The organism is Halalkalibacter krulwichiae, assembly GCF_002109385.1.
In the GTDB taxonomy this organism is placed as follows: domain Bacteria; phylum Bacillota; class Bacilli; order Bacillales; family Bacillaceae_D; genus Halalkalibacter; species Halalkalibacter krulwichiae.
On record NZ_CP020814.1, the window covers coordinates 76,261 to 96,014 of the forward strand.

At 39.1% G+C, this 19,754-nt stretch carries 20 protein-coding genes, 1 tRNA gene and 2 pseudogenes; all 23 read left to right on the forward strand.

What is annotated here, in order from left to right; genetic code table 11:
* The first annotated feature begins 13 nt into the window (after window positions 1–13).
* The 23 genes and pseudogenes from BkAM31D_RS00360 (at window position 14) to BkAM31D_RS00465 (ending at window position 19,736) form a co-directional block, all read left to right on the forward strand.
* Window positions 14–394, forward strand: a complete 381-nt coding sequence (locus BkAM31D_RS00360; protein ID WP_066159751.1) for an FtsB family cell division protein — start codon at window positions 14–16, stop codon at window positions 392–394.
* Window positions 395–470: 76 nt separating this feature from the next.
* A complete protein-coding gene (locus BkAM31D_RS00365; protein ID WP_066159748.1) occupies window positions 471–968 on the forward strand; it encodes a S1 domain-containing RNA-binding protein in 498 nt (165 codons plus the stop codon).
* A gap of 125 nt (window positions 969–1,093) precedes the next feature.
* Window positions 1,094–1,170 (forward strand) — tRNA-Met (locus BkAM31D_RS00370).
* 305 nt (window positions 1,171–1,475) lie between these two features.
* Window positions 1,476–3,989, forward strand: coding sequence for a stage II sporulation protein E (gene spoIIE / locus BkAM31D_RS00375; protein WP_066159745.1), 2,514 nt, complete (start codon window positions 1,476–1,478; stop codon window positions 3,987–3,989).
* Between the two features lie 226 nt (window positions 3,990–4,215).
* Window positions 4,216–4,956, forward strand: coding sequence for a VWA domain-containing protein (locus tag BkAM31D_RS00380; RefSeq protein WP_066159742.1), 741 nt, complete (start codon window positions 4,216–4,218; stop codon window positions 4,954–4,956).
* Window positions 4,922–5,404 (forward strand): phosphotransferase, encoded by a 483-nt coding sequence (locus BkAM31D_RS24620; RefSeq protein ID WP_306807467.1) that lies wholly within the window; start codon window positions 4,922–4,924, stop codon window positions 5,402–5,404. Before BkAM31D_RS00380 ends, BkAM31D_RS24620 begins: the two co-directional genes overlap by 35 nt.
* Before the next feature lie 83 nt (window positions 5,405–5,487).
* A complete protein-coding gene (locus tag BkAM31D_RS24625; protein ID WP_306807426.1) occupies window positions 5,488–5,916 on the forward strand; it encodes a hypothetical protein in 429 nt (142 codons plus the stop codon).
* A gap of 37 nt (window positions 5,917–5,953) precedes the next feature.
* Window positions 5,954–6,705 (forward strand): annotated as a pseudogene (locus tag BkAM31D_RS24770) (threonine/serine exporter family protein).
* 68 nt (window positions 6,706–6,773) lie between these two features.
* A complete protein-coding gene (locus BkAM31D_RS00395; protein ID WP_066159734.1) occupies window positions 6,774–7,223 on the forward strand; it encodes a threonine/serine exporter family protein in 450 nt (149 codons plus the stop codon).
* Window positions 7,204–8,592, forward strand: coding sequence for a tRNA lysidine(34) synthetase TilS (gene tilS / locus BkAM31D_RS00400; protein ID WP_066159729.1), 1,389 nt, complete (start codon window positions 7,204–7,206; stop codon window positions 8,590–8,592). Before BkAM31D_RS00395 ends, tilS begins: the two co-directional genes overlap by 20 nt.
* A 28-nt stretch (window positions 8,593–8,620) precedes the next feature.
* Window positions 8,621–9,160: a hypoxanthine phosphoribosyltransferase gene (gene hpt, locus BkAM31D_RS00405; RefSeq protein ID WP_084372486.1), complete on the forward strand. Its 540-nt coding sequence runs from the start codon at window positions 8,621–8,623 to the stop codon at window positions 9,158–9,160.
* Window positions 9,161–9,228: 68 nt separating this feature from the next.
* The gene (ftsH, locus tag BkAM31D_RS00410) at window positions 9,229–11,226 is read left to right on the forward strand and encodes an ATP-dependent zinc metalloprotease FtsH (RefSeq protein WP_066159723.1); all 1,998 of its coding nucleotides are present in this window, start codon (window positions 9,229–9,231) and stop codon (window positions 11,224–11,226) included.
* Between the two features lie 139 nt (window positions 11,227–11,365).
* Window positions 11,366–12,132 (forward strand): annotated as a pseudogene (locus BkAM31D_RS00415) (type III pantothenate kinase).
* Between the two features lie 12 nt (window positions 12,133–12,144).
* Window positions 12,145–13,023, forward strand: coding sequence for an Hsp33 family molecular chaperone HslO (gene hslO, locus BkAM31D_RS00420; protein WP_066159717.1), 879 nt, complete (start codon window positions 12,145–12,147; stop codon window positions 13,021–13,023).
* A 104-nt stretch (window positions 13,024–13,127) separates the two neighbouring features.
* A complete protein-coding gene (gene cysK, locus BkAM31D_RS00425; RefSeq protein WP_066159713.1) occupies window positions 13,128–14,051 on the forward strand; it encodes a cysteine synthase A in 924 nt (307 codons plus the stop codon).
* A gap of 175 nt (window positions 14,052–14,226) precedes the next feature.
* Complete coding sequence (locus BkAM31D_RS00430) at window positions 14,227–14,883, forward strand: DUF421 domain-containing protein (RefSeq protein WP_235820557.1); 657 nt, start codon at window positions 14,227–14,229, stop codon at window positions 14,881–14,883.
* A gap of 83 nt (window positions 14,884–14,966) precedes the next feature.
* On the forward strand, window positions 14,967–16,412 hold the full coding sequence (pabB, locus tag BkAM31D_RS00435) for an aminodeoxychorismate synthase, component I (RefSeq protein WP_066159857.1): 1,446 nt from the start codon (window positions 14,967–14,969) through the stop codon (window positions 16,410–16,412).
* A 13-nt stretch (window positions 16,413–16,425) separates the two neighbouring features.
* A complete protein-coding gene (gene pabA / locus BkAM31D_RS00440) occupies window positions 16,426–17,022 on the forward strand; it encodes an aminodeoxychorismate/anthranilate synthase component II (protein WP_066159707.1) in 597 nt (198 codons plus the stop codon).
* Window positions 17,007–17,876, forward strand: a complete 870-nt coding sequence (gene pabC, locus BkAM31D_RS00445; protein WP_066159704.1) for an aminodeoxychorismate lyase — start codon at window positions 17,007–17,009, stop codon at window positions 17,874–17,876. The genes pabA and pabC overlap by 16 nt, the downstream gene beginning before the upstream one ends.
* On the forward strand, window positions 17,869–18,705 hold the full coding sequence (gene folP, locus BkAM31D_RS00450; protein WP_066159701.1) for a dihydropteroate synthase: 837 nt from the start codon (window positions 17,869–17,871) through the stop codon (window positions 18,703–18,705). The genes pabC and folP overlap by 8 nt, the downstream gene beginning before the upstream one ends.
* Window positions 18,698–19,060 (forward strand): dihydroneopterin aldolase, encoded by a 363-nt coding sequence (gene folB, locus BkAM31D_RS00455; RefSeq protein ID WP_066159698.1) that lies wholly within the window; start codon window positions 18,698–18,700, stop codon window positions 19,058–19,060. The genes folP and folB overlap by 8 nt, the downstream gene beginning before the upstream one ends.
* Window positions 19,057–19,620, forward strand: coding sequence for a 2-amino-4-hydroxy-6-hydroxymethyldihydropteridine diphosphokinase (gene folK / locus BkAM31D_RS00460; protein ID WP_066159694.1), 564 nt, complete (start codon window positions 19,057–19,059; stop codon window positions 19,618–19,620). Before folB ends, folK begins: the two co-directional genes overlap by 4 nt.
* Window positions 19,536–19,736: a helix-turn-helix domain-containing protein gene (locus tag BkAM31D_RS00465; RefSeq protein ID WP_084372484.1), complete on the forward strand. Its 201-nt coding sequence runs from the start codon at window positions 19,536–19,538 to the stop codon at window positions 19,734–19,736. Before folK ends, BkAM31D_RS00465 begins: the two co-directional genes overlap by 85 nt.
* Window positions 19,737–19,754 lie beyond the last annotated feature (18 nt).

Genomic DNA, 19,754 nt, shown 5'->3' on the forward strand with positions numbered 1-19,754 from the left:
GGAGGGATAAAGGATGGTCACAAATCAAACTTCTAGGGTTAGAGAAATGGATAAAGCATATATTAAGCAACGGGAACAAGAACTTGAGCGAGAAAAGAGAAAACGTCGTGGATTGTTTCGAAGGCTTGTTGCATTGGCTATTATCATCTTAATTTTAGGAAGTGCGAGCATTGTGACGCTTTATGCCCAAACAAGTTCTCTAGAGGGGAAAAAGGAAGAAAAGCAAGCTTTAGAGGAACGATTAGAGCAGTTGAAATTAGAGGAAAAACGATTGCAACAAGACATTGAAAATTACAATGATCTTGACTATATCGCTGAGATTGCCAGAAGGGATTACTATCTCACTAAACCTGGTGAAACATTGTTTAAATTACCTGATTCACAGTCAAATTGACACCTTTTTTCCGATTCGGGTATAATAATATAAAAACGAACATTTTTGAGATTTCTTAAGGAGGATCTATTTTTTCATGTCAATCGAAGTAGGCAGCAAGTTGCAGGGTAAGGTTACTGGAATCACTCACTTTGGTGCATTTGTGGAGCTGCCGGGTGGTTCTACAGGCCTTGTACACATTAGTGAAGTCGCTGATAATTATGTTAAGGACATTAACGAAATATTAAAGGTTGGGGACGAAGTAACGGTTAAAGTAGTAAATGTTGAGAATGATGGGAAGATCGGTCTTTCAATTCGTAAAGCTGTAGATCGTCCTGTACAAGAAAGACCAGCTAGACCTAGCAGACCTGAACGTTCAGATCGTCCAGATCGTCCAAGTCGCCCGTACAATAATTCGCAACGTCCGAACCGTCCACAAGGCGGTGGTCGTGGAGCGAGACCTAACCAAGCACGTCCGTCTCTATCTTTTGAAGACAAAATGAGTCGCTTCTTAAAAGACAGTGAGGAGCGCATTTCTACATTGAAGCGTCAAACAGAATCTAAACGTGGGGGTCGAGGCGCTCGCCGAGGATAACTTGCTGTTCTATTACGAAGGCATTCTAAAAAAGGTTAGACATATTGTCTAGCCTTTTTTTATAGTAAAAACATATTGACGCCACTTGAAATAAGTAGTATATTATTTCTTGTCGCATTTATTATGGCGGTGTAGCTCAGCTGGCTAGAGCGTACGGTTCATACCCGTGAGGTCGTGGGTTCGACTCCCTCCGCCGCTACCATACATAATGACAAAACTACTTTGATTTGAAAGTAGTTTTTTTACTTATTTTCTCCTTCTATTCCTCTACCCAAAAAAATTATATCTATTCCAACTTTTCATCATCAACTTTCACCATAGTATGCAATAATCCCCCATGAATAGTAGGAGAATGTCGGCTGTTTTTTACATTCTATAGCTATTGGTACCTATTAGAGACGAATATAGTCGAACATTTCTTTCAAGGTGCTTTGTGATTTTGACAAAAACTGTATGTCCTTCTGTTTATAATGAACTCACCGAATAAAACTAGGGTGGTGGATGTTGATGATTCAGAAGTATGCAAAAGAATGGACGGCGACTGGTGAGGAGCAATCTGCATTTCGGACGAAATGGACAAGCTTCACAAAAAGGGGAATGGAAAAAGTCTCGTCATTAACACGTGTTGCATTTTTTCAATATGGACTCATGATTGCCATCATCGGATTCTTACTTGGGAGAGCGATGATCTTATCTGAGCTCACACCATTTATCTTACCATTTTTGGCAGCGGTTTATATGTTGAAGCGGGAACGAGCTGGTATTGCGGCCCTTTCATTACTTGCAGGTGCGGCAACGGGTTATCATGGTCAAATACTTTTTGTTTTTGCAGCGATAATTGTATATGTACTTATCCAGAAAATTGTAAAGAAATATGTATATGATCTAGCAAAGGCATTGCCATATGTCGTATTTAGTGCAAGTATAACAACGCGACTTGGAATTGTCTTTTTTAGCGAAGGAACCGTTACTAGCTATGCTTTAATGATGGCGACAGTAGAAGCAGGCTTAAGCTTTATTTTAACAATGATTTTCGTCCAAAGTGTTCCGATTGTCACCTCACGGAAGCTACAGCAACCACTCCGTAATGAGGAGATCGTTTGTTTAATCATTTTACTTGCCTCTGTTATGACTGGAACGGTTGGCTGGATGATTTATGATATGACAGTTGAACATGTATTAGCTCGATACTTAGTTATCGCTTTTGCCTTTGTTGGAGGTGCTGCAATAGGTTCAACAGTTGGAGTAGTAACAGGGTTAATTCTAAGTTTAGCGAGTGTTGCTAGTTTATATCAAATGAGTTTATTAGCATTTGCCGGTCTTTTAGGAGGGCTCTTAAAAGAAGGGAAGAAAATGGGCGTCGGTATAGGGCTTTTAGTCGGTACTTTATTAATTGGCTTATATGGTGAAGGTGCAACAGAAGTATCTGTAACATTAATGGAATCAATGTTAGCGATTTTGATTTTCTTTTTAACACCGAAAAGTGTTTTTAGTAATCTAGCAAGATATATACCTGGAACCGTTGAGTATTCAAAAGAACAGCAGCAATATTTAAGGAAAATAAGAGATTTAACGGCGGGAAGAGTTGAGCAGTTTTCCACGTTGTTTCAAACCTTGTCCAACAGTTTTCAAACACCAATTATGCAAACAAATAATGAAGATGATGAGACAGAAGTAGATTATTTCCTAAGCAATGTTACGGAAAAGACATGCCAAACGTGCTTTAAGAAGGAGCGGTGCTGGGTTCAGAACTTCTCTAAAACATATGACTCAATGCATAAAATCATGACACAAACGGAAGATTACGGTGGAGTTAAGGATCAAATTTTAATGAATGAATGGAAGAAGCATTGTATAAAGCCAGACAAAGTCATTAAAGCAATTGAGCAAGAACATAATCAACATCAAGCGAACCAAAAGCTTAAGAAACAAGTCATGGAAAGTAGAAGGCTTGTTGCTGATCAGCTATTGGGTGTATCACGTGTGATGGGTGATTTTGCAAAGGAAATACAGAAGGAAAAAGAAGCTCACCATTATCAAGAGGATCAAATGCTTGAAGCTCTAAGAGGAGTAGGACTAGAAATAGGCCATATCGATATTTACAGTCTTGAAAAGGGAAATCTTGAAATTGAAATGAGTTTGTCTGCAAATAATAAGCATGGGCAGGCGGAAAAAATCATTGCACCGATGTTATCGGATTTAGTAAAAGAGACTGTTGTCGTCAAAAAAGAGGAATTTTCTTTTTACCCAAATGGGTATAGTCATATTTCCTTTGGTTCAGCGAAACAATTTGTTATAGATACAGGTGTGGCGCATGTTGCAAAAGGAGGAGCTTATGTTTCAGGTGATTGTTACTCTACGATTGAGCTTGGGACTGGTAAATATGCCATAGCGATAAGTGATGGAATGGGGAATGGTGAACGAGCTCATCTAGAAAGCAATGAAACTTTGCAACTGCTTCAAAAAGTATTGCAATCGGGCATTGAAGAGACAGTAGCGATAAAGTCCGTTAATTCAGTACTGTCGTTACGTACTACAGATGAGATCTTTTCTACCCTCGATTTAGCGATGATCGATCTTCAAGATGCAACTACTAGATTTTTGAAAATAGGTTCGATTCCTAGTTTTATTAAACGGGGCAATCAAGTCAGTAAAGTAGAGGCAAGCAATCTTCCTATGGGAATGATTCAAGAATTTGAAGTTGATGTTGTCAGCGAACAGTTAAAAGCAGGCGATCTTCTCATTATGATGAGTGATGGCATTTATGATGCCCCTAGACATGTTGAGAATAAGGAAGCTTGGATGAAACGACTACTGACAGAGATAAATACAGATGACCCTCAAGAAATAGCGGACCTAATTCTAGAGAAAATAATTCGAGATGAACAAGGCTCAATTGAAGATGATATGACAGTTGTTGTCGCTAAAGTAAAGCGAAATACACCAAAATGGTCAGCAATTCCAATCTACAAAAATCCAAAAATAGGGCGTAAGAAAGAAAAAAGAAAGGCAAGTTCATAATGTATTTTCATTTGGATTGCGTAAAGGGCAGAATGGGCCCTTTATGCAATTTATTTTTTTTTACACTCTTGATCTTAAAAAACGGATAAAAACCTTCATAACAATCAATCATAATTCGGTTTATTTTCGAAGGGGGAAATCGTTCGACAAATAGTTATGAGACGTATAAAACCTCTAAAGCTCGTGAATGATGGTAACAATTAAATTACTTTGGAGGGGACGCGTAATGAGTAAAGGAACTTTGAAGCAGATTTTGTTATTGACGGATGGGCATTCAAATCAAGGTGAGGATCCGGTTGCAATTGCGGCCTTGGCGAGGGAGCAAGGAATAACGGTAAATGTAATTGGTGTAGTGGATGGAGATCATTTAAATGAAAAAGGAATTGAAGAAATAGAATCGATTGCGATGTCTGGTGGAGGAGTAAGTCAGGTCGTTTACGCAAAGCAATTAGCACAAACAGTGCAAATGGTAACTAGAAAGGCTATGACGCAAACAATTCATGGTGTGGTCAACAAGGAACTCACACAAATTTTAGGGCAAAATCATGAAATTGAAGATCTTTCACCGGCTAAAAGAGGGCAAGTCATGGAAGTTGTCGACGAGTTAGGAGAAACAATGAATTTAGATGTTCTTATTCTCGTCGATACGAGTGCAAGCATGAGAAATAAACTACCGATGGTTCAAGAAGCATTAACTGATTTATCTATTAGTCTTACTTCTAGAATGGGAGCTAATCGGTTTGCTTTATATTCTTTCCCAGGCAAGAAAAAAGACATTGATAAGTTGCTTGATTGGACACCACAACTTAATTCTCTTACAGGAATTTTTCAAAAGCTATCTTCTGGTGGGATTACACCAACTGGCCCAGCATTGCAGGTAGCAATTGAGAAATTCCAAAAGTCAGGGGCGAGAAGGAGACTGATGGCTGGTGATGAAGAACAGCTATTCGAAGAGTCAGGAATGTAAGCTAGAATCAGGTAGTAAAATTGTTGGGAAATGGCATAGTCACCCTTATAAAATTGTCAGAACTCTTGGAGCAGGAGCGACAGGCACTGTTTATTTAGCTGAATCAGCTCATGGATTGGTTGCCGTTAAGGTTGGTACAGACAGTATGTCAATTACATCAGAGGTGAATGTTCTCAAGCATTTCTCGAAGGTTCAAGGACAAGTTCTTGGACCTTCTTTGTTAGATGTTGATGATTTAGTTACACAAGGCGATACTTACCCATTTTATGTAATGGAATATTTGAAGGGAGAGCCGTTTATTTTTTATATGCAAAATCGTGGCCGCGAGTGGTTGGGGATTTTAATGATCCAACTTCTTGGTGATTTACAACGGCTGCATACGGCAGGTTGGGTTTTTGGTGATTTGAAGCCAGATAATGTACTTGTTACAGGCCCCCAGCAAAAATAAGATGGCTTGATGTTGGCGGGACAACACTAATAGGACGTTCAATCAAAGAGTATACTGAGTTTTTTGATCGTGGCTACTGGGGGTTGGGCTCAAGAAAAGCGGAACCGAGTTATGATTTATTTGCCGTTGCCATGGTGATGATCAATTGTGCTTACCCAAGAAGGTTTGAAAAGCAAGGCGAGAAACCGTTAGCTTTTCTTAAGCAGAAAATTGAACAAGAATCATTATTGTTACCGTATCGCGATGTAATTATGAATGCTCTTCAAGGAAAATATGAAAATGCTGCTAGTATGCGGGAACAGATGGTGAAGGCTGTTTCGAAAAGTTCGACCTACAAGCATATCCCACAAAAGAAAGATAAGGATCAAAAGCCAGTCAAGAATGCAAAGAAAAATAAAAAGCAAAGAATAACAAAAAAAGAAAGGAAATCTTCCTACTTTGTTGAAATCTTCCTACTATCCTCTTTTCTTCTATTAGTATATATCCTATACTTATTTGGACAAATGATGTAGGAATATTAAGTTGGTTCTAGGTAATGGAGAGGTTGCAATGAATGCTGATCGTATGATGGATATATGTTTACTTGCTGGTGAGATTATGCTGACGTATGGAGCAGAAACATACCGAGTCGAGGAAACACTAGAGCGAATGGCCAAATCTGCTGACTTTAAAAATGTCCATAGTTTCGTTACGACAACTGGTATCTTTCTTTCCTTTGAAGAGGAGGGGAAGGGGGATGTAATGCAGATGATTCGAGTCGATGACCGAATGCAAGATTTGAATAAAGTAACACTTGTGAATCAAGTCTCAAGAGAGTTTGTGAATGGGGAAGTCTCTGGCAATCAAGCACTAGAGAAGTTAAAAGAAATATCAAAAGCACCTCCTAACTATTCTACCCTGTTGCTTCATTTTTCCTCTGGCGTAGCTGGGGGAGCATTCTCCTATATCTTTGGTGGAAACATTTACGATACTATTCCAGCATTTATTGCGGGTTTTGTTGCGAGCTGGGGATTGTGACACTGCAAGAGTATACGAATGTGAAGTTCTTTGCCGAGTTCATGTCAGCTTTTCTCGGTGGTACTGTAGCGATCCTTCTAGTCTTATTAGGACTAGGCGAAAACCTTGATCAAGTAATTATAGGAACACTAATGCCGCTCGTACCTGGTATTCCACTTACGAATGCTGTAAGGGACTTAATGTCGGGTGACCTCATAGCAGGAGTGGCAAGAGGTGCAGAGGCAGTGATAACAGCTTTATCAATTGCTACAGGTATTGCTCTAGCTATAGCCTTATTTCTTTAAGATAAACATTCGTTAGAGCGTAGTAGTTCCGGTGCAGTTAGTAATTTATGCACATAGGAGGAAGTAAATTGATTATTGAACTTTTCTTTTGTTTTATTGCAACAGTAGCATTTGGTGTTATTTTTAATGTCCCTAGACGGGTTCTGTGGATCGGTGGTGCCATCGGGGCGCTTGCTTGGTTCATTTATTCCACTTTGCCGAACTATGGCATGTCAGATGTATTTGCGACAGCGGTTGCTTCCCTCGTCTGTGCTACCCTTTCACACTTTCTTGCAAGGAAATATCGGGTGCCTGTTACGACATTCAGCATTCCAGCAATTATTCCATTAGTACCTGGTAGTAGAGCTTACTTTACAATGGTTGCTTTTGTGGACGGAGATTATATAAGTGGTCTCCAATTTGGAATTGAAACAATGCTTCGAGCTGGTGGCATAGCTGCAGGACTTGTGTTTGCGTTATCGATTTTTTCCATAGGTAAGGGAGGGATTGGTCAACGATATGAAAGCAGACGTACATAACTTTCTAGTAAAGCATCAGCTGATTGTAAAAGGAGATACGGTTTACGTTGCTGTTTCTGGAGGTCCTGATTCAATGGCATTGCTACACTATATGCAACAGAACAGAAACATCTATGGGATTGACGTGATCGCTTGTCATGTGAACCATCAACTTCGGGGCTCAGAGTCTGAACAAGATGCAGATTATGTAAGGCGATTTTGTGAAGAATATGAAATAGAGTACATAGAGAAACGAATTGATGTAAAAGAGTATGCAAAGAAGCACCAAGTTGGTACTCAAGTAGCAGCTAGAGAACTGAGATACCGCTGGTTTGAGGAAGTACTTAAGAACCCAACTGATAAATTGGTAACTGGTCATCATGGAGATGATCAAGTTGAGACGATGCTAATGAAAATGGTAAGAGGGAGTATCCCACTACATACATATGGAATACCTGTCAAACGGAAATTAGGCAATGGGTTGATTATTCGACCACTTTTAGGAATAACGAAAGCAAAAATAGAGCAATATTGTATAGAAGCAACTATTAATCCAAGGCGTGACTCCAGTAATCAATCTACAGTTTACACTCGGAATCGATTCCGACAAGACGTTTTGCCTTTATTGAAAAAGGAAAATCATAATCTTCATCTTCATATGCAGAGACAAAACGAATGGGCGCAAGACGATCATCAGATGTTGATGGATTTAGCAAAAGAGAAGCTAAGTGCAATTATTACAAAAAAAAGTGAACGAAACGTTACAATTTCTACGAAAGCATTTCTAAGTATAGGCGTTGCTTTACAAAGAAGGGTGATTCATCTAATATTAAATTATCTTTACGGAAAATATTCCCCATTCATTACGTCTATACATATTGAACAAGTACTAAACATGTTAGAGCGCGAAAAAACATCTTCAGAGCTACATTTAATGAATTCATTAATCGTAAGAAGAGATTATGATCTTTGTCATTTTTCACTAGGTCCATTGAATAAGATGACAGTACAAGCTCAAATTCTTAATGTCCCAGGCAAGGTAAGTGTCGGCTCTTGGGAGTTAGAATCCTTTGTAACAGAGCAATTAGATCTGAAAGAAGATCATCATCAGATCATCTTAGATTATGAGGAAATGAATGAACCACTTGTTGTTCGTACAAAGCAGCCACATGATTACATAGCTGCTAGAGGCATGGTTGGAACGAAAAAAGTGGGTCGGTTGTTTATCGACCGTAAGATCTCTAAGCAAGAGCGTGAACATTGGCCAATCCTGATTAATGCTAAGGGAGAGGTGCTTTGGGTACCATTGTTACATAGATCAAGGATCGCTAACTTAAATCGTCATACGAAGAAGGTTGTCGTAATATCGTGTAAACGTCGTGATGGTTGATTGAATTTTTTAGGAGGTTTATTCATTGATTAGAGACGAGATTCAAGAGGTTTTAATTTCTGAGGAACAGATTCAGGAGAAGTGTAGAGAGCTAGGGAAACAAATTACAGAAGAGTATGACGGGAAATTCCCGCTTGTAATTGGTGTATTAAAAGGCGCTATGCCATTCATGGGTGATTTAACAAAACGGATCGATACCCATATTGAAATGGATTTCATGGACGTCTCTAGCTATGGATCTGGAATGGTATCATCAGGAGAAGTGAAAATTTTAAAAGACTTAGACACTTCAGTAGAGGGTCGAGATGTTTTAATTTTAGAGGATATCATTGATAGCGGTCTTACACTTAGCTACCTTGTGAAGCTTTTCCACTATCGTAAAGCAAAATCAGTTAAAATTGTAACGCTATTAGATAAGCCGGATGGACGAAAAGTTGATTTAGTCCCTGACATGGCAGGCTTTATTGTTCCAGATGCGTTCGTTGTTGGTTATGGGTTAGATTATGCGGAAAGATATCGTAACTTACCTTACATCGGAGTATTAAAACCAGAGATTTATGAGAGTTAATGTTTGTGAACAAAAGTACAGTTGTGATACGATAAACAAAGCTCTATTGTCGTGGGAGGAGGTCAAGAATGAATCGTATATTCCGTAATACCATTTTTTATCTACTCATCTTTCTTGTAATTATTGGTATTGTAAATGTTTTTAGTTCGGATCAGACGGAAACTGAAAGTGTTACATTTACTGAATTGACCGAAAGACTTGAACAAGGAGAGGTACGTGAACTCTCTGTTAAACCAGTTCGTCAAGTTTATTTAGTACGGGGACAATTCACAAACCAAGACGAAGGTGAGTTTTTTGAAACATACGTATTAAAAAGTGAGCAAACCGCAGAGTTGTTAGCTAACGCTCAAGGCCCAGGTGGAACGCCTCTTGGTGTTGATGTTCAACCTGCTGATGAAACAAGTGGCTGGGTTACGTTCTTTACGTCAATCATTCCGTTTATTATTATCTTTATTTTATTCTTCTTCTTATTAAGCCAAGCTCAAGGTGGCGGAAGCCGTGTAATGAACTTTGGTAAAAGTAAGGCGAAGATGGTTAATGAGGATAAGAAGAAAGCGAAATTTAAAGATGTGGCTGGTGCCGATGAAGAAAAGCAAGAACTTGTTGAGGTTGTTGAATTCTTAAAGGATCCTCGCAAATTCTCTGCAATTGGTGCACGTATTCCAAAGGGTGTCCTTCTTGTTGGACCTCCAGGAACAGGTAAGACATTGCTTGCACGAGCGGTTGCCGGAGAGGCAGGAGTACCATTCTTCTCAATCAGTGGTTCTGATTTCGTTGAGATGTTTGTTGGGGTCGGTGCATCACGTGTACGTGATCTATTTGAGAATGCTAAGAAAAATGCTCCTTGTATTATCTTTATCGATGAGATTGATGCAGTAGGTCGTCAGCGTGGAGCAGGTCTTGGTGGTGGACATGACGAACGTGAGCAAACGTTAAACCAATTGTTAGTTGAGATGGATGGTTTCAGTGCGAACGAAGGAATCATCATTATCGCAGCGACAAACCGTGCTGATATCTTAGATCCAGCGTTACTACGTCCAGGTCGTTTTGACCGTCAGATTCAAGTGAACCGCCCTGATGTTATCGGACGTGAAGCTGTATTAAAAGTTCACGCTCGAAATAAGCCGTTAGATGACGATGTTAATCTTAAGGCAATTGCTGAGCGGACACCTGGTTTCTCTGGTGCTGATTTAGAGAACCTCCTAAATGAGGCTGCTTTAATTGCTGCAAGAGGCAATAAGACAAAAGTGAACATGATTCATGTTGAAGAAGCCATTGACCGTGTTATTGCAGGTCCTGCCAAGAAAAGCCGTGTTATTTCTCCAAAAGAGAAAAACATCGTTGCTTGGCATGAAGCAGGTCATACGGTAGTGGGTGTGAAGCTCGAGAGTGCTGATATGGTTCATAAAGTCACGATCGTTCCAAGAGGGATGGCTGGCGGATATGCCGTTATGCTTCCGAAAGAAGATCGTTACTTCATGACTAAGCCTGAACTTCTAGACAAAATTGTTGGATTGCTTGGTGGCCGCGTTGCTGAGGAAATTCAATTTGGCGAAGTGAGCACAGGCGCGCATAATGACTTCCAACGTGCAACAGGGATCGCCCGTAAAATGGTTACGGAGTATGGTATGAGTGAAAAGCTTGGACCAATGCAGTTTGGTTCAGGAAATTCTGGTGGCCAAGTATTTTTAGGTCGCGATATTCAAAATGAACAGAATTATAGTGATGCATTTGCTCACGAGATTGATCTTGAAGTACAACGCATTATTAAGGATAGCTATGAGCGTTGTAAGCAAATTCTTACTGAAAATAAAGCGAGCTTAGATCTAGTTGCTGAAACGTTATTGAAATTAGAAACGCTTGATGCAGAACAGATTAAATCGCTTATTAACGAAGGAAAGTTGCCTGAAAATCATCATACAACAAAGCATTTAGAGGAGAATGGTTCAGAGCAAGATCTAAAAGTGAACATTCATTCTAAAAAGGCTGAGGATGGAGTAGTAGAAGATTCAGAAGTGAAGACTGAAGAACAACCTTCATCAGATGAAAAAAAGAAAGAAGAATAAATACTTTTGGGGGATGTCGTTTGTCGACATCCCTTTATATATGGAAAGAGAAAGCTATAAAGCGTATGACATGGAATATGATGAAAATTGTTTTATAATGGACAAGTCGCTTTCGGTAAATCGATAGAGGGGATAACATATGATATTAGTAGCTGATGTTGGCAATTCAAACATTATGCTAGGGGTGTATGAAGAAAAAGAATTGAAATATCATTGGCGTGTTGCTACTAGCCGACAAAAGACAGAAGACGAATGGGCAATGATGATTAAAGGCTTATTTACTCATGAGAATCTAACTTTTGATGCAATTGAAGGAATTATTATTTCCTCTGTTGTTCCACCGATTATGTTTGCATTAGAACAGATGTGTAGAAAGTACTTTGATATAAAACCAATGATCATTGGTCCTGGGATTAAGACAGGGCTTAATGTGAAATACGATAATCCACGAGATGTGGGGGCTGACCGAATTGTAAATGCGGTAGCAGCAATTGAACTCTATGGTGCACCTCTTGTTATCGTTGACTTTGGAACGGCGACTACTTACTGTTACATTAATGAACATAAGCAGTATATGGGGGAGCAATTGCTCCTGGAATTTCAATTTCAACAGAGGCATTATATACGAGAGCATCCAAGCTCCCAAGAATAGAAATTGCTAAGCCGAAAAAAGTTTTTGGGACAAATACGGTTCATGCAATGCAAGCTGGCATATTCTATGGGTATGTCGGGCAAGTTGATGGCATTGTTAATAGAATGAAGGATTTATCTGACAAGACGCCAACGATAATCGCAACAGGTGGACTTGCATCCTTGATTGCGTCTGAAACGGAAACCATTGATGTAGTTGAGCCGTTTCTAACATTAAAAGGTTTACAGATGATTTACGAAAAAAATTCAAAGTGAGAGGGATATAAAATGGGAGATTATTTAGTAAAAGCAACCGCATTTAACGGAAAAGTACGAGCGTATTCACTTGTTGCAACAGACATGGTTAATGAAGCAGTAAGGCGCCAAGGAACATGGCCAACTGCATCAGCAGCTTTAGGACGTGCAATGATGGCTAGTACAATGATGGCTACAATGTTAAAAGGTGATTCTAAACTAACGGTAAGAATTGAAGGGCAAGGTCCAATCGGAGCGATTATTGTTGATGCCAATACGAAAGGAGAAACAAGAGGCTATGTATCAAATCCCCAAGTTCACTTTGATCTAAATAGTCAAGGTAAATTAGATGTTGCGCGAGCAGTTGGTACAAATGGTCATCTATCTGTAGTAAAAGATTTAGGGATGAAAGAGAACTTCACTGGAAGTGTCCCATTAGTATCAGGTGAACTAGGTGAAGATTTCACTTATTACTTTGCATCCTCTGAACAAACACCTTCCTCGGTAGGTGTTGGCGTTCTAGTTAATCCTGATAATACAATTCTTGCAGCTGGAGGCTTTATTATTCAACTTATGCCAGGAGCTGATGATGCTGTTATTGAAGAGATTGAAAAACGACTTTCTTCCATTCCGCCAATCTCAAAATTAGTAGAAGCAGGAATGCCGCCAGAAGAGATGATTTATGCGCTATTAGGAGATGACAATGTCAAAATTCTTGATACACAGTCGATTACGTTTGCGTGCCGCTGTTCAAAAGAACGAATTGAAAGTGCCATTATTAGTTTAGGAAAGGCTGAGATCCAATCAATGATTGATGAAGATGGTGGCGCCGAGACACATTGTTCATTCTGTAATGAAGAATATAAGCTCACGAAAGAGGAGTTAGAAAACCTTCTTGAAAAAAGCAAATAAATTTTGGTAATTTCGTCATGTATTAATTGACTTATCAGAAAACGTTTGATACTATAATCTTAATAAAACCAATGAAATTACTAGGGATTGAGGGGGCGTTTTTTGTGAAAGTAGTTAATTCAATTACTGAGCTTATCGGACAAACACCATTAGTGAAGTTAAATCGTCTTGTAACAGATAAACATGCAGATGTTTATTTAAAATTAGAATATATGAACCCAGGAAGCAGTGTTAAGGATCGTATCGCTTTAGCGATGATTGAAGCTGCTGAAAAAGCAGGGAAGTTGAAACCTGGTGTGAAAATTGTTGAGCCAACAAGTGGAAACACAGGAATTGGTCTTGCGATGGTTGCCGCAGCAAAAGGGTATGAGGCAACGTTAGTAATGCCTGAGACAATGAGTATGGAGCGTCGTAACCTTCTACGTGCTTACGGAGCAGAGTTAGTTCTTACACCAGGACCAGAGGGAATGGGTGGAGCGATTCGTAAAGCGACGGAACTTGCGAAACAAGAAGGCTACTTCATGCCACAACAATTCGAAAACGAAGCGAATCCAGAAATTCACCGCAACACAACAGGCAAAGAATTACTTGAACAAGTAGATGGTCAAATCGATGGATTTGTATCAGGAATCGGAACGGGTGGAACGATTACTGGTGCTGGTGGCTATTTAAAGGAGCATTTCCCGAATTTGCATATTGCAGCGGTTGAGCCAAAAGATTCACCAGTATTATCAGGTGGAAACCCTGGGCCTCATAAAATTCAAGGAATTGGGGCAGGTTTTGTTCCTAGTATTTTAAATACAGAAATATATGATGAAGTGATTCAAGTTGCAAACGATGAAGCATTTGAATATGCACGTCGTGCGGCGAAAGAAGAAGGAATTCTAGGTGGTATCTCTTCAGGTGCAGCTATTTCAGCAGCTTTACAACTAGCTGAAAAATTAGGACCTGGGAAGAAAGTCGTTGCCATTATTCCTTCAAATGGAGAGCGTTACTTAAGTACTCCACTTTACCAATTCGAAGATTAATTAAATATTTTGAAGAAGAGAGTAACTTAAGGTCAGTCGACCTTAAGTTGCTCTTTTTTGTTAAGTAAAGATAGCAAAAAAGCTATAGATTTTATTCTGTTTTCTATGTTGAATGGGTTTTCGATACTGGGGAAAGCTAAAGAATGATTAGAAGATGAAGGGAGTATGGTTGGTAGTGAGTGAAAATGTAACCATTTTGCTTAGAACGATCGTAGTGTTTGTCATCATTCTAACGTTTTTTAGGTTTATGGGTAAGAAGGAGCTAGGAGAATTAAGTTTACTAGATATTATTGTTTCTTTAATGATTGCGGAATTAGCAGTAATTGCTATTGAGAATCCTGGCGTATCAATGATAAGAGGGCTTGCGCCAATCTTTTTATTAATCTTTATTCAAGTTACATTAACCTTCTTTAGTTTAAAGCATCAGAAATTCCGTGACATTATTGAAGGAAGGCCCGTTATGATAATAGAAAATGGAAAAATGAATCAGAAAAATATGAGGCGTCAACGTTACAATATCGACGATGTCTTATTTCAATTACGTGAAAAAGGGATATCAGATATTAGAGAAGTTGATTATGCTATGCTTGAAAGGTCTGGGAACTTGTCGATCTTTAAAAAGGATGAGACCACTTCTATATTCACACTACCTCTAATCCAAGACGGCGTTATTCAAGATGAGCATTTAGTCATAATAAAGAAAACAAAAGAATGGTTGCTAAGTGAATTAAGAAAGTTGGGATACGACCGAATTAAAGATATCTTTTATTGTAGTTACATGGAGGGTGAATTTTTCATAGAAGAAAGAGATAAAAAGTATGTACAGCACTAAAGCATAAGCGACGCAGTCATTGTGTTGTTTTTCTATTATAATCTCATGTAGAATAGGGAAAAAGAATGGAAACGGAAGTGAGTATGTTGCAACAGAAGAAGGAAACGAACAGAACGAGTGCAGTTAGGTCATGTAAGTTCGATGAAAAAAAATGGTTTGCACGTTATTTGCATTTATCGGCTGAAGAACCCCAACATGTTTTGTTAGAAAGTGGACGAGGGGGGCGCTATAGCATTATTGGCTTAAGGCCATTTGCGACGATAAGTGGAAAAGAAGAAGTGTTAACAATTGAACAGGATGGAAGAACAGTAGAGAAGAAAGGGCCGCTTCTTGCTAGTTTAAAAGAAACACTTGCACCATACTCGCAATCTACAATTGAAGGGCTCCCTCCATTTCAAGGTGGAGCAATAGGATATTTCTCTTATGATATAGTTAGGGAAATTGAAAAGCTACCTCCACTAGCTAAAGATGATTTAGCGTTGCCTGATGTATATTTCCTCTTGTTTAATGATGTGTTTATTTATGATCATCTAGAGAACAAATTGTGGATCATTGTCAATGGTGAATATGAAAAAAAGAAAGAGCTAGAACAAAAAGCACAAGATTATATGGAATCATGGGAACAAGCTCAAGAAGAGCCGTTACTTCGAGATTCCGTATTAAAGGGATCTGACGATAAGACAGCTTCTTTATCAGACGATGACTTTTGTAAAGCTGTTGAAAAGATTCAGCAATACATAGCAGCAGGTGATGTCTTCCAAGTTAATTTATCTGTGAGACAGTCTAGAGATTTAACGGTAGACCCAATTAAAGTCTATGAAGCTCTTCGAAAAATCAATCCGTCTCCGTATATGAGTTATTTCCATACTCCTTCTTTTCAATTTGTTAGTGCTTCGCCAGAATTACTTGTAAAGAAAAACGGAACAGAACTAAGTACTAGACCAATCGCAGGTACTCGTTCAAGAGGGAAAAGTGAAGAAGAAGATGAGCAATTAGCGAATACATTAATAAACAATGAAAAAGAACGTGCAGAGCATGTGATGCTAGTTGACTTGGAGCGTAATGATCTAGGTAGAGTATCTGCCTATGGGACAGTTGAAGTCGATGAACTTATGGTTATTGAAAAGTATTCACATGTTATGCATATTGTATCAAATGTAAAAGGGACGCTTGCAGAAGAAAAAGACTTATACGATGTCATTCGTGCAACTTTTCCTGGAGGAACCATAACCGGAGCTCCTAAAGTAAGGACGATGGAAATAATAGAAGAGCTTGAACCTGTAAGACGAGGCATTTATACTGGATCTATAGGATGGATTGGCTTCAATGAAAATATGGAGCTAAATATTGCAATCCGGACGATGGTTTGTAAGGGTGGACAAGCCCATGTGCAAGCTGGTGCTGGAATTGTCATTGATTCCATTCCATCGAATGAATATAAAGAATCATTGAAAAAAGCAAGAGCGCTTTGGCACGCATTAGAGCAAAGCGAAGAAGAGATGAGAAACAGAACAGTTAGCTTGAGCTGAGGAGGAGAAAAAAATGATATTAATGATTGATAACTATGATTCGTTTACGTATAACTTGGTGCAATATCTAGGGGAAATGGGACAGGAGTTGGTCGTTAAGCGTAATGATCAAATTACGATTGAGGAGATTGAACAATTAAATCCTGATTTTCTAATGATCTCTCCAGGACCTTGCAGCCCAAATGAGGCGGGAATTAGTTTGCAAGCAATCGAGTATTTTGCTGGGAAATTGCCGATCTTTGGAGTTTGTTTAGGGCATCAATCAATTGCTCAAGTATTCGGAGGAGATGTTATTCGAGCAGATCGTTTAATGCATGGAAAAACGTCTGATGTTACTCATAATGGTGAGACTATTTTCGAAGGATTATCCTCACCTCTAACAGTTACCAGATACCATTCTTTAATTGTTAAAAAAGAAACGTTACCTGATAGTCTCGTTATCACAGCTGAAACGGATGAAGGGGAGATCATGGCATTGCGTCACCGTGACCTTCCAATAGAAGGAGTCCAATTTCATCCAGAATCAATTATGACTTCTGAAGGCAAACAGCTTCTTCGTAATTTCATCGATAAGTATGGCAAGGAGAAGACAGCGTGTACGTCTATGTAAATGGCGCTATTGTTGAAAAAGACCAGGCAATGGTGTCTGCTTTTGACCATGGTTATATGTATGGTATTGGTCTTTTTGAAACTTTTCGCGTTGATAATGGTCATCCGTTTCTCTTGGATGACCATTTTCAGCGTTTAAAAGCGAGTCTAAAAGAAGTTGGAATTGAGTGGTCAATGTCAAAAGAGGAAGTTCTTGCTGTGTTACATAAGCTTCTTGACGCAAATCAATTAAGAGATGCTTATGTAAGGTGGAATGTGTCTGCTGGTATTCATGACCTTGGTTTGTATAGTGGAGGATATACAGAGCCTACAACCATTGTTTATATGAAGCCTCTTCCAAAAGGAATGCTACTTAAAAAAGATGCGGTGGTTCTTCAGATGAACCGTAACTCACCTGAAGGAAGTTTTCGTTTCAAATCGCATCATTTTCTAAATAATGTTTTGGCAAAACGTGAATTAGGCGAAGCTACAAATGTAGAAGGTGTTTTTCTAACAGAGGCAGGATTTGTTGCGGAAGGAATTGTTTCAAATGTCTTTTGGGTTAAAGATGGAATCGTTTATACACCTGATATTAATACAGGCATTTTAGATGGAGTGACACGAAACTTTGTTTTGGCTTTATTACATAAAAAAGCAATTCCGTACCAAATTGGTTATTATTCAAAAGATGAGTTGTTGAATGCTGATGAGGCGTTTGTTACAAATTCAATACAAGAAATCGTTACATTGCAATCAATAAATGGTCATTCATATAAGGGGAGTTCACTTGCAGCTAAATTGAAACGAGACTTTGACTTTTACAAAAGAGAACAACTTTGGAGCCGATCGGAGGTTATGGAGGAAGACTATGAGTAAGATAAAAATGGTGGAACGTTTGTTCGAAGACATTAATAAGAGAACGCTAATTATGGGCATTTTAAATATAACACCGGATTCATTTTCTGACGGTGGGAAGTTTAATGAGCTAGAGGTTGCTGTTGCGCGGGCGAAGCAAATGGTTGAGGATGGAGCTGATATTATCGATATTGGCGGAGAATCAACAAGGCCTGGTTTCACACCTGTAGTAGCGGAAGAGGAAATTCGTCGAGTTGTTCCGGTTATAGAAGCGGTAGCAAGTGAGGTAAATGTTCCAATTTCAATTGATACTTATAAGGCCGAGGTAGGAAAACGTGCTTTAGAAGCCGGTGCTAGTATTTTGAACGACGTTTGGGGTGCTAAATGGGATAAGGAGATGGCTCAAGTAGCGGCTGAGTCTAATGCACCTATTATTTTGACGCATAATCGCCATAAAGAGGAATACATCGACTTAATGAATGATGTTATTTCTGACTTGAACGAGAGCATTGACCTTTGTCTACAGGCAGGAGTGAAGAAGGAGAATATAATTCTTGATCCTGGTATTGGATTTGCAAAAACCTATGAAGAAAACATGGACGTTATGAGAAACTTAGAACAGATTGTTGGCATTGGTTATCCTGTACTCCTTGGTACATCAAGAAAGAGTGTCGTAGCTAAAACACTTAACTTACCTGTAGATGAAAGAGTGGAAGGTACAGGAGCGACTGTGTGCTATGGTATTATGAAGGGATGTCAAATGATGAGGGTCCATGATGTTAAAGAAATGTCACGAATGGCTAAAATGATGGATGCTTTGCTACGGAAAGGAGACCAACCAAATGGATAAAATCTATTTGAATCAGATGGCCTTTTTTGGATATCATGGTGTGTTTCAAGAAGAGCAAAAATTAGGTCAACGATTTATAGTTGATGTTACTCTTTGTTTAGATTTATCTCGTGCTGGTTCGAAAGATGATTTAGAAGAAACGATTAATTATGGCGAAGTATATGGGAAAGTCAAAGAAATTGTAGAAGGTAAGCCTTATAAATTGGTTGAGGCGGTAGCCGAGAACATTGCAGCTGTATTGTTGCGAGACTTTCCATTGTTAAATCAGTGTACCGTTAAAGTAATTAAACCAGACCCGCCAATACCAGGTCATTATCAATCTGTGGCGGTAGAGTTGGTGAGGGATCGCACATGAATCATGATGTATATATCGCTTTAGGGTCTAATATTGGAGATCGTTATGATCATTTGAAGACAGCTATTCATCTTCTTGATCAACATGAGAGGATATCAGTTGAAAAGCAATCATCAATCTATGAAACCGAGCCAGTAGGCTATGTGAATCAGCAAGCTTTTTTGAACATGGTCATCTACGTAAAGACCGATTTATCACCTAGGGAATTATTGGATGTAACGCAAGCAATTGAGACGCGGTGTGGGCGCAAACGTGATATTAGGTGGGGACCAAGAACTATAGATCTTGACATTTTGCTGTTTGACCAAGAAAATATGGTGATGGAGACCCTTTCGATACCTCATCCTAGAATGTGGGAGCGTGCATTTGTGATGATTCCTTTAATGGAATTGCAACCAATGCTCAAAGCACCTCACTCTGATAAATCATTAGAAGAGATATACAAAGCACTACCAGATAAAGAAGGGGTACGGAAATGGAATCCAGGAATAGTGGAAGAAGAATTCGAGCCTATCGCAAGCTTAAAGGCTATACACAAGAAGAATTTGCAAGACAGATAGGGATGTCTGTTTCGTTACTTGGTGAGGTCGAAAGAGGAAATCGACTAGCCAGTGAACCGGCAATCGAGCGAATGGCTACGGTATTAAATATAAGCAAGGAAGAATTAACAGTGTAACGTTCGATAATTTGGAGG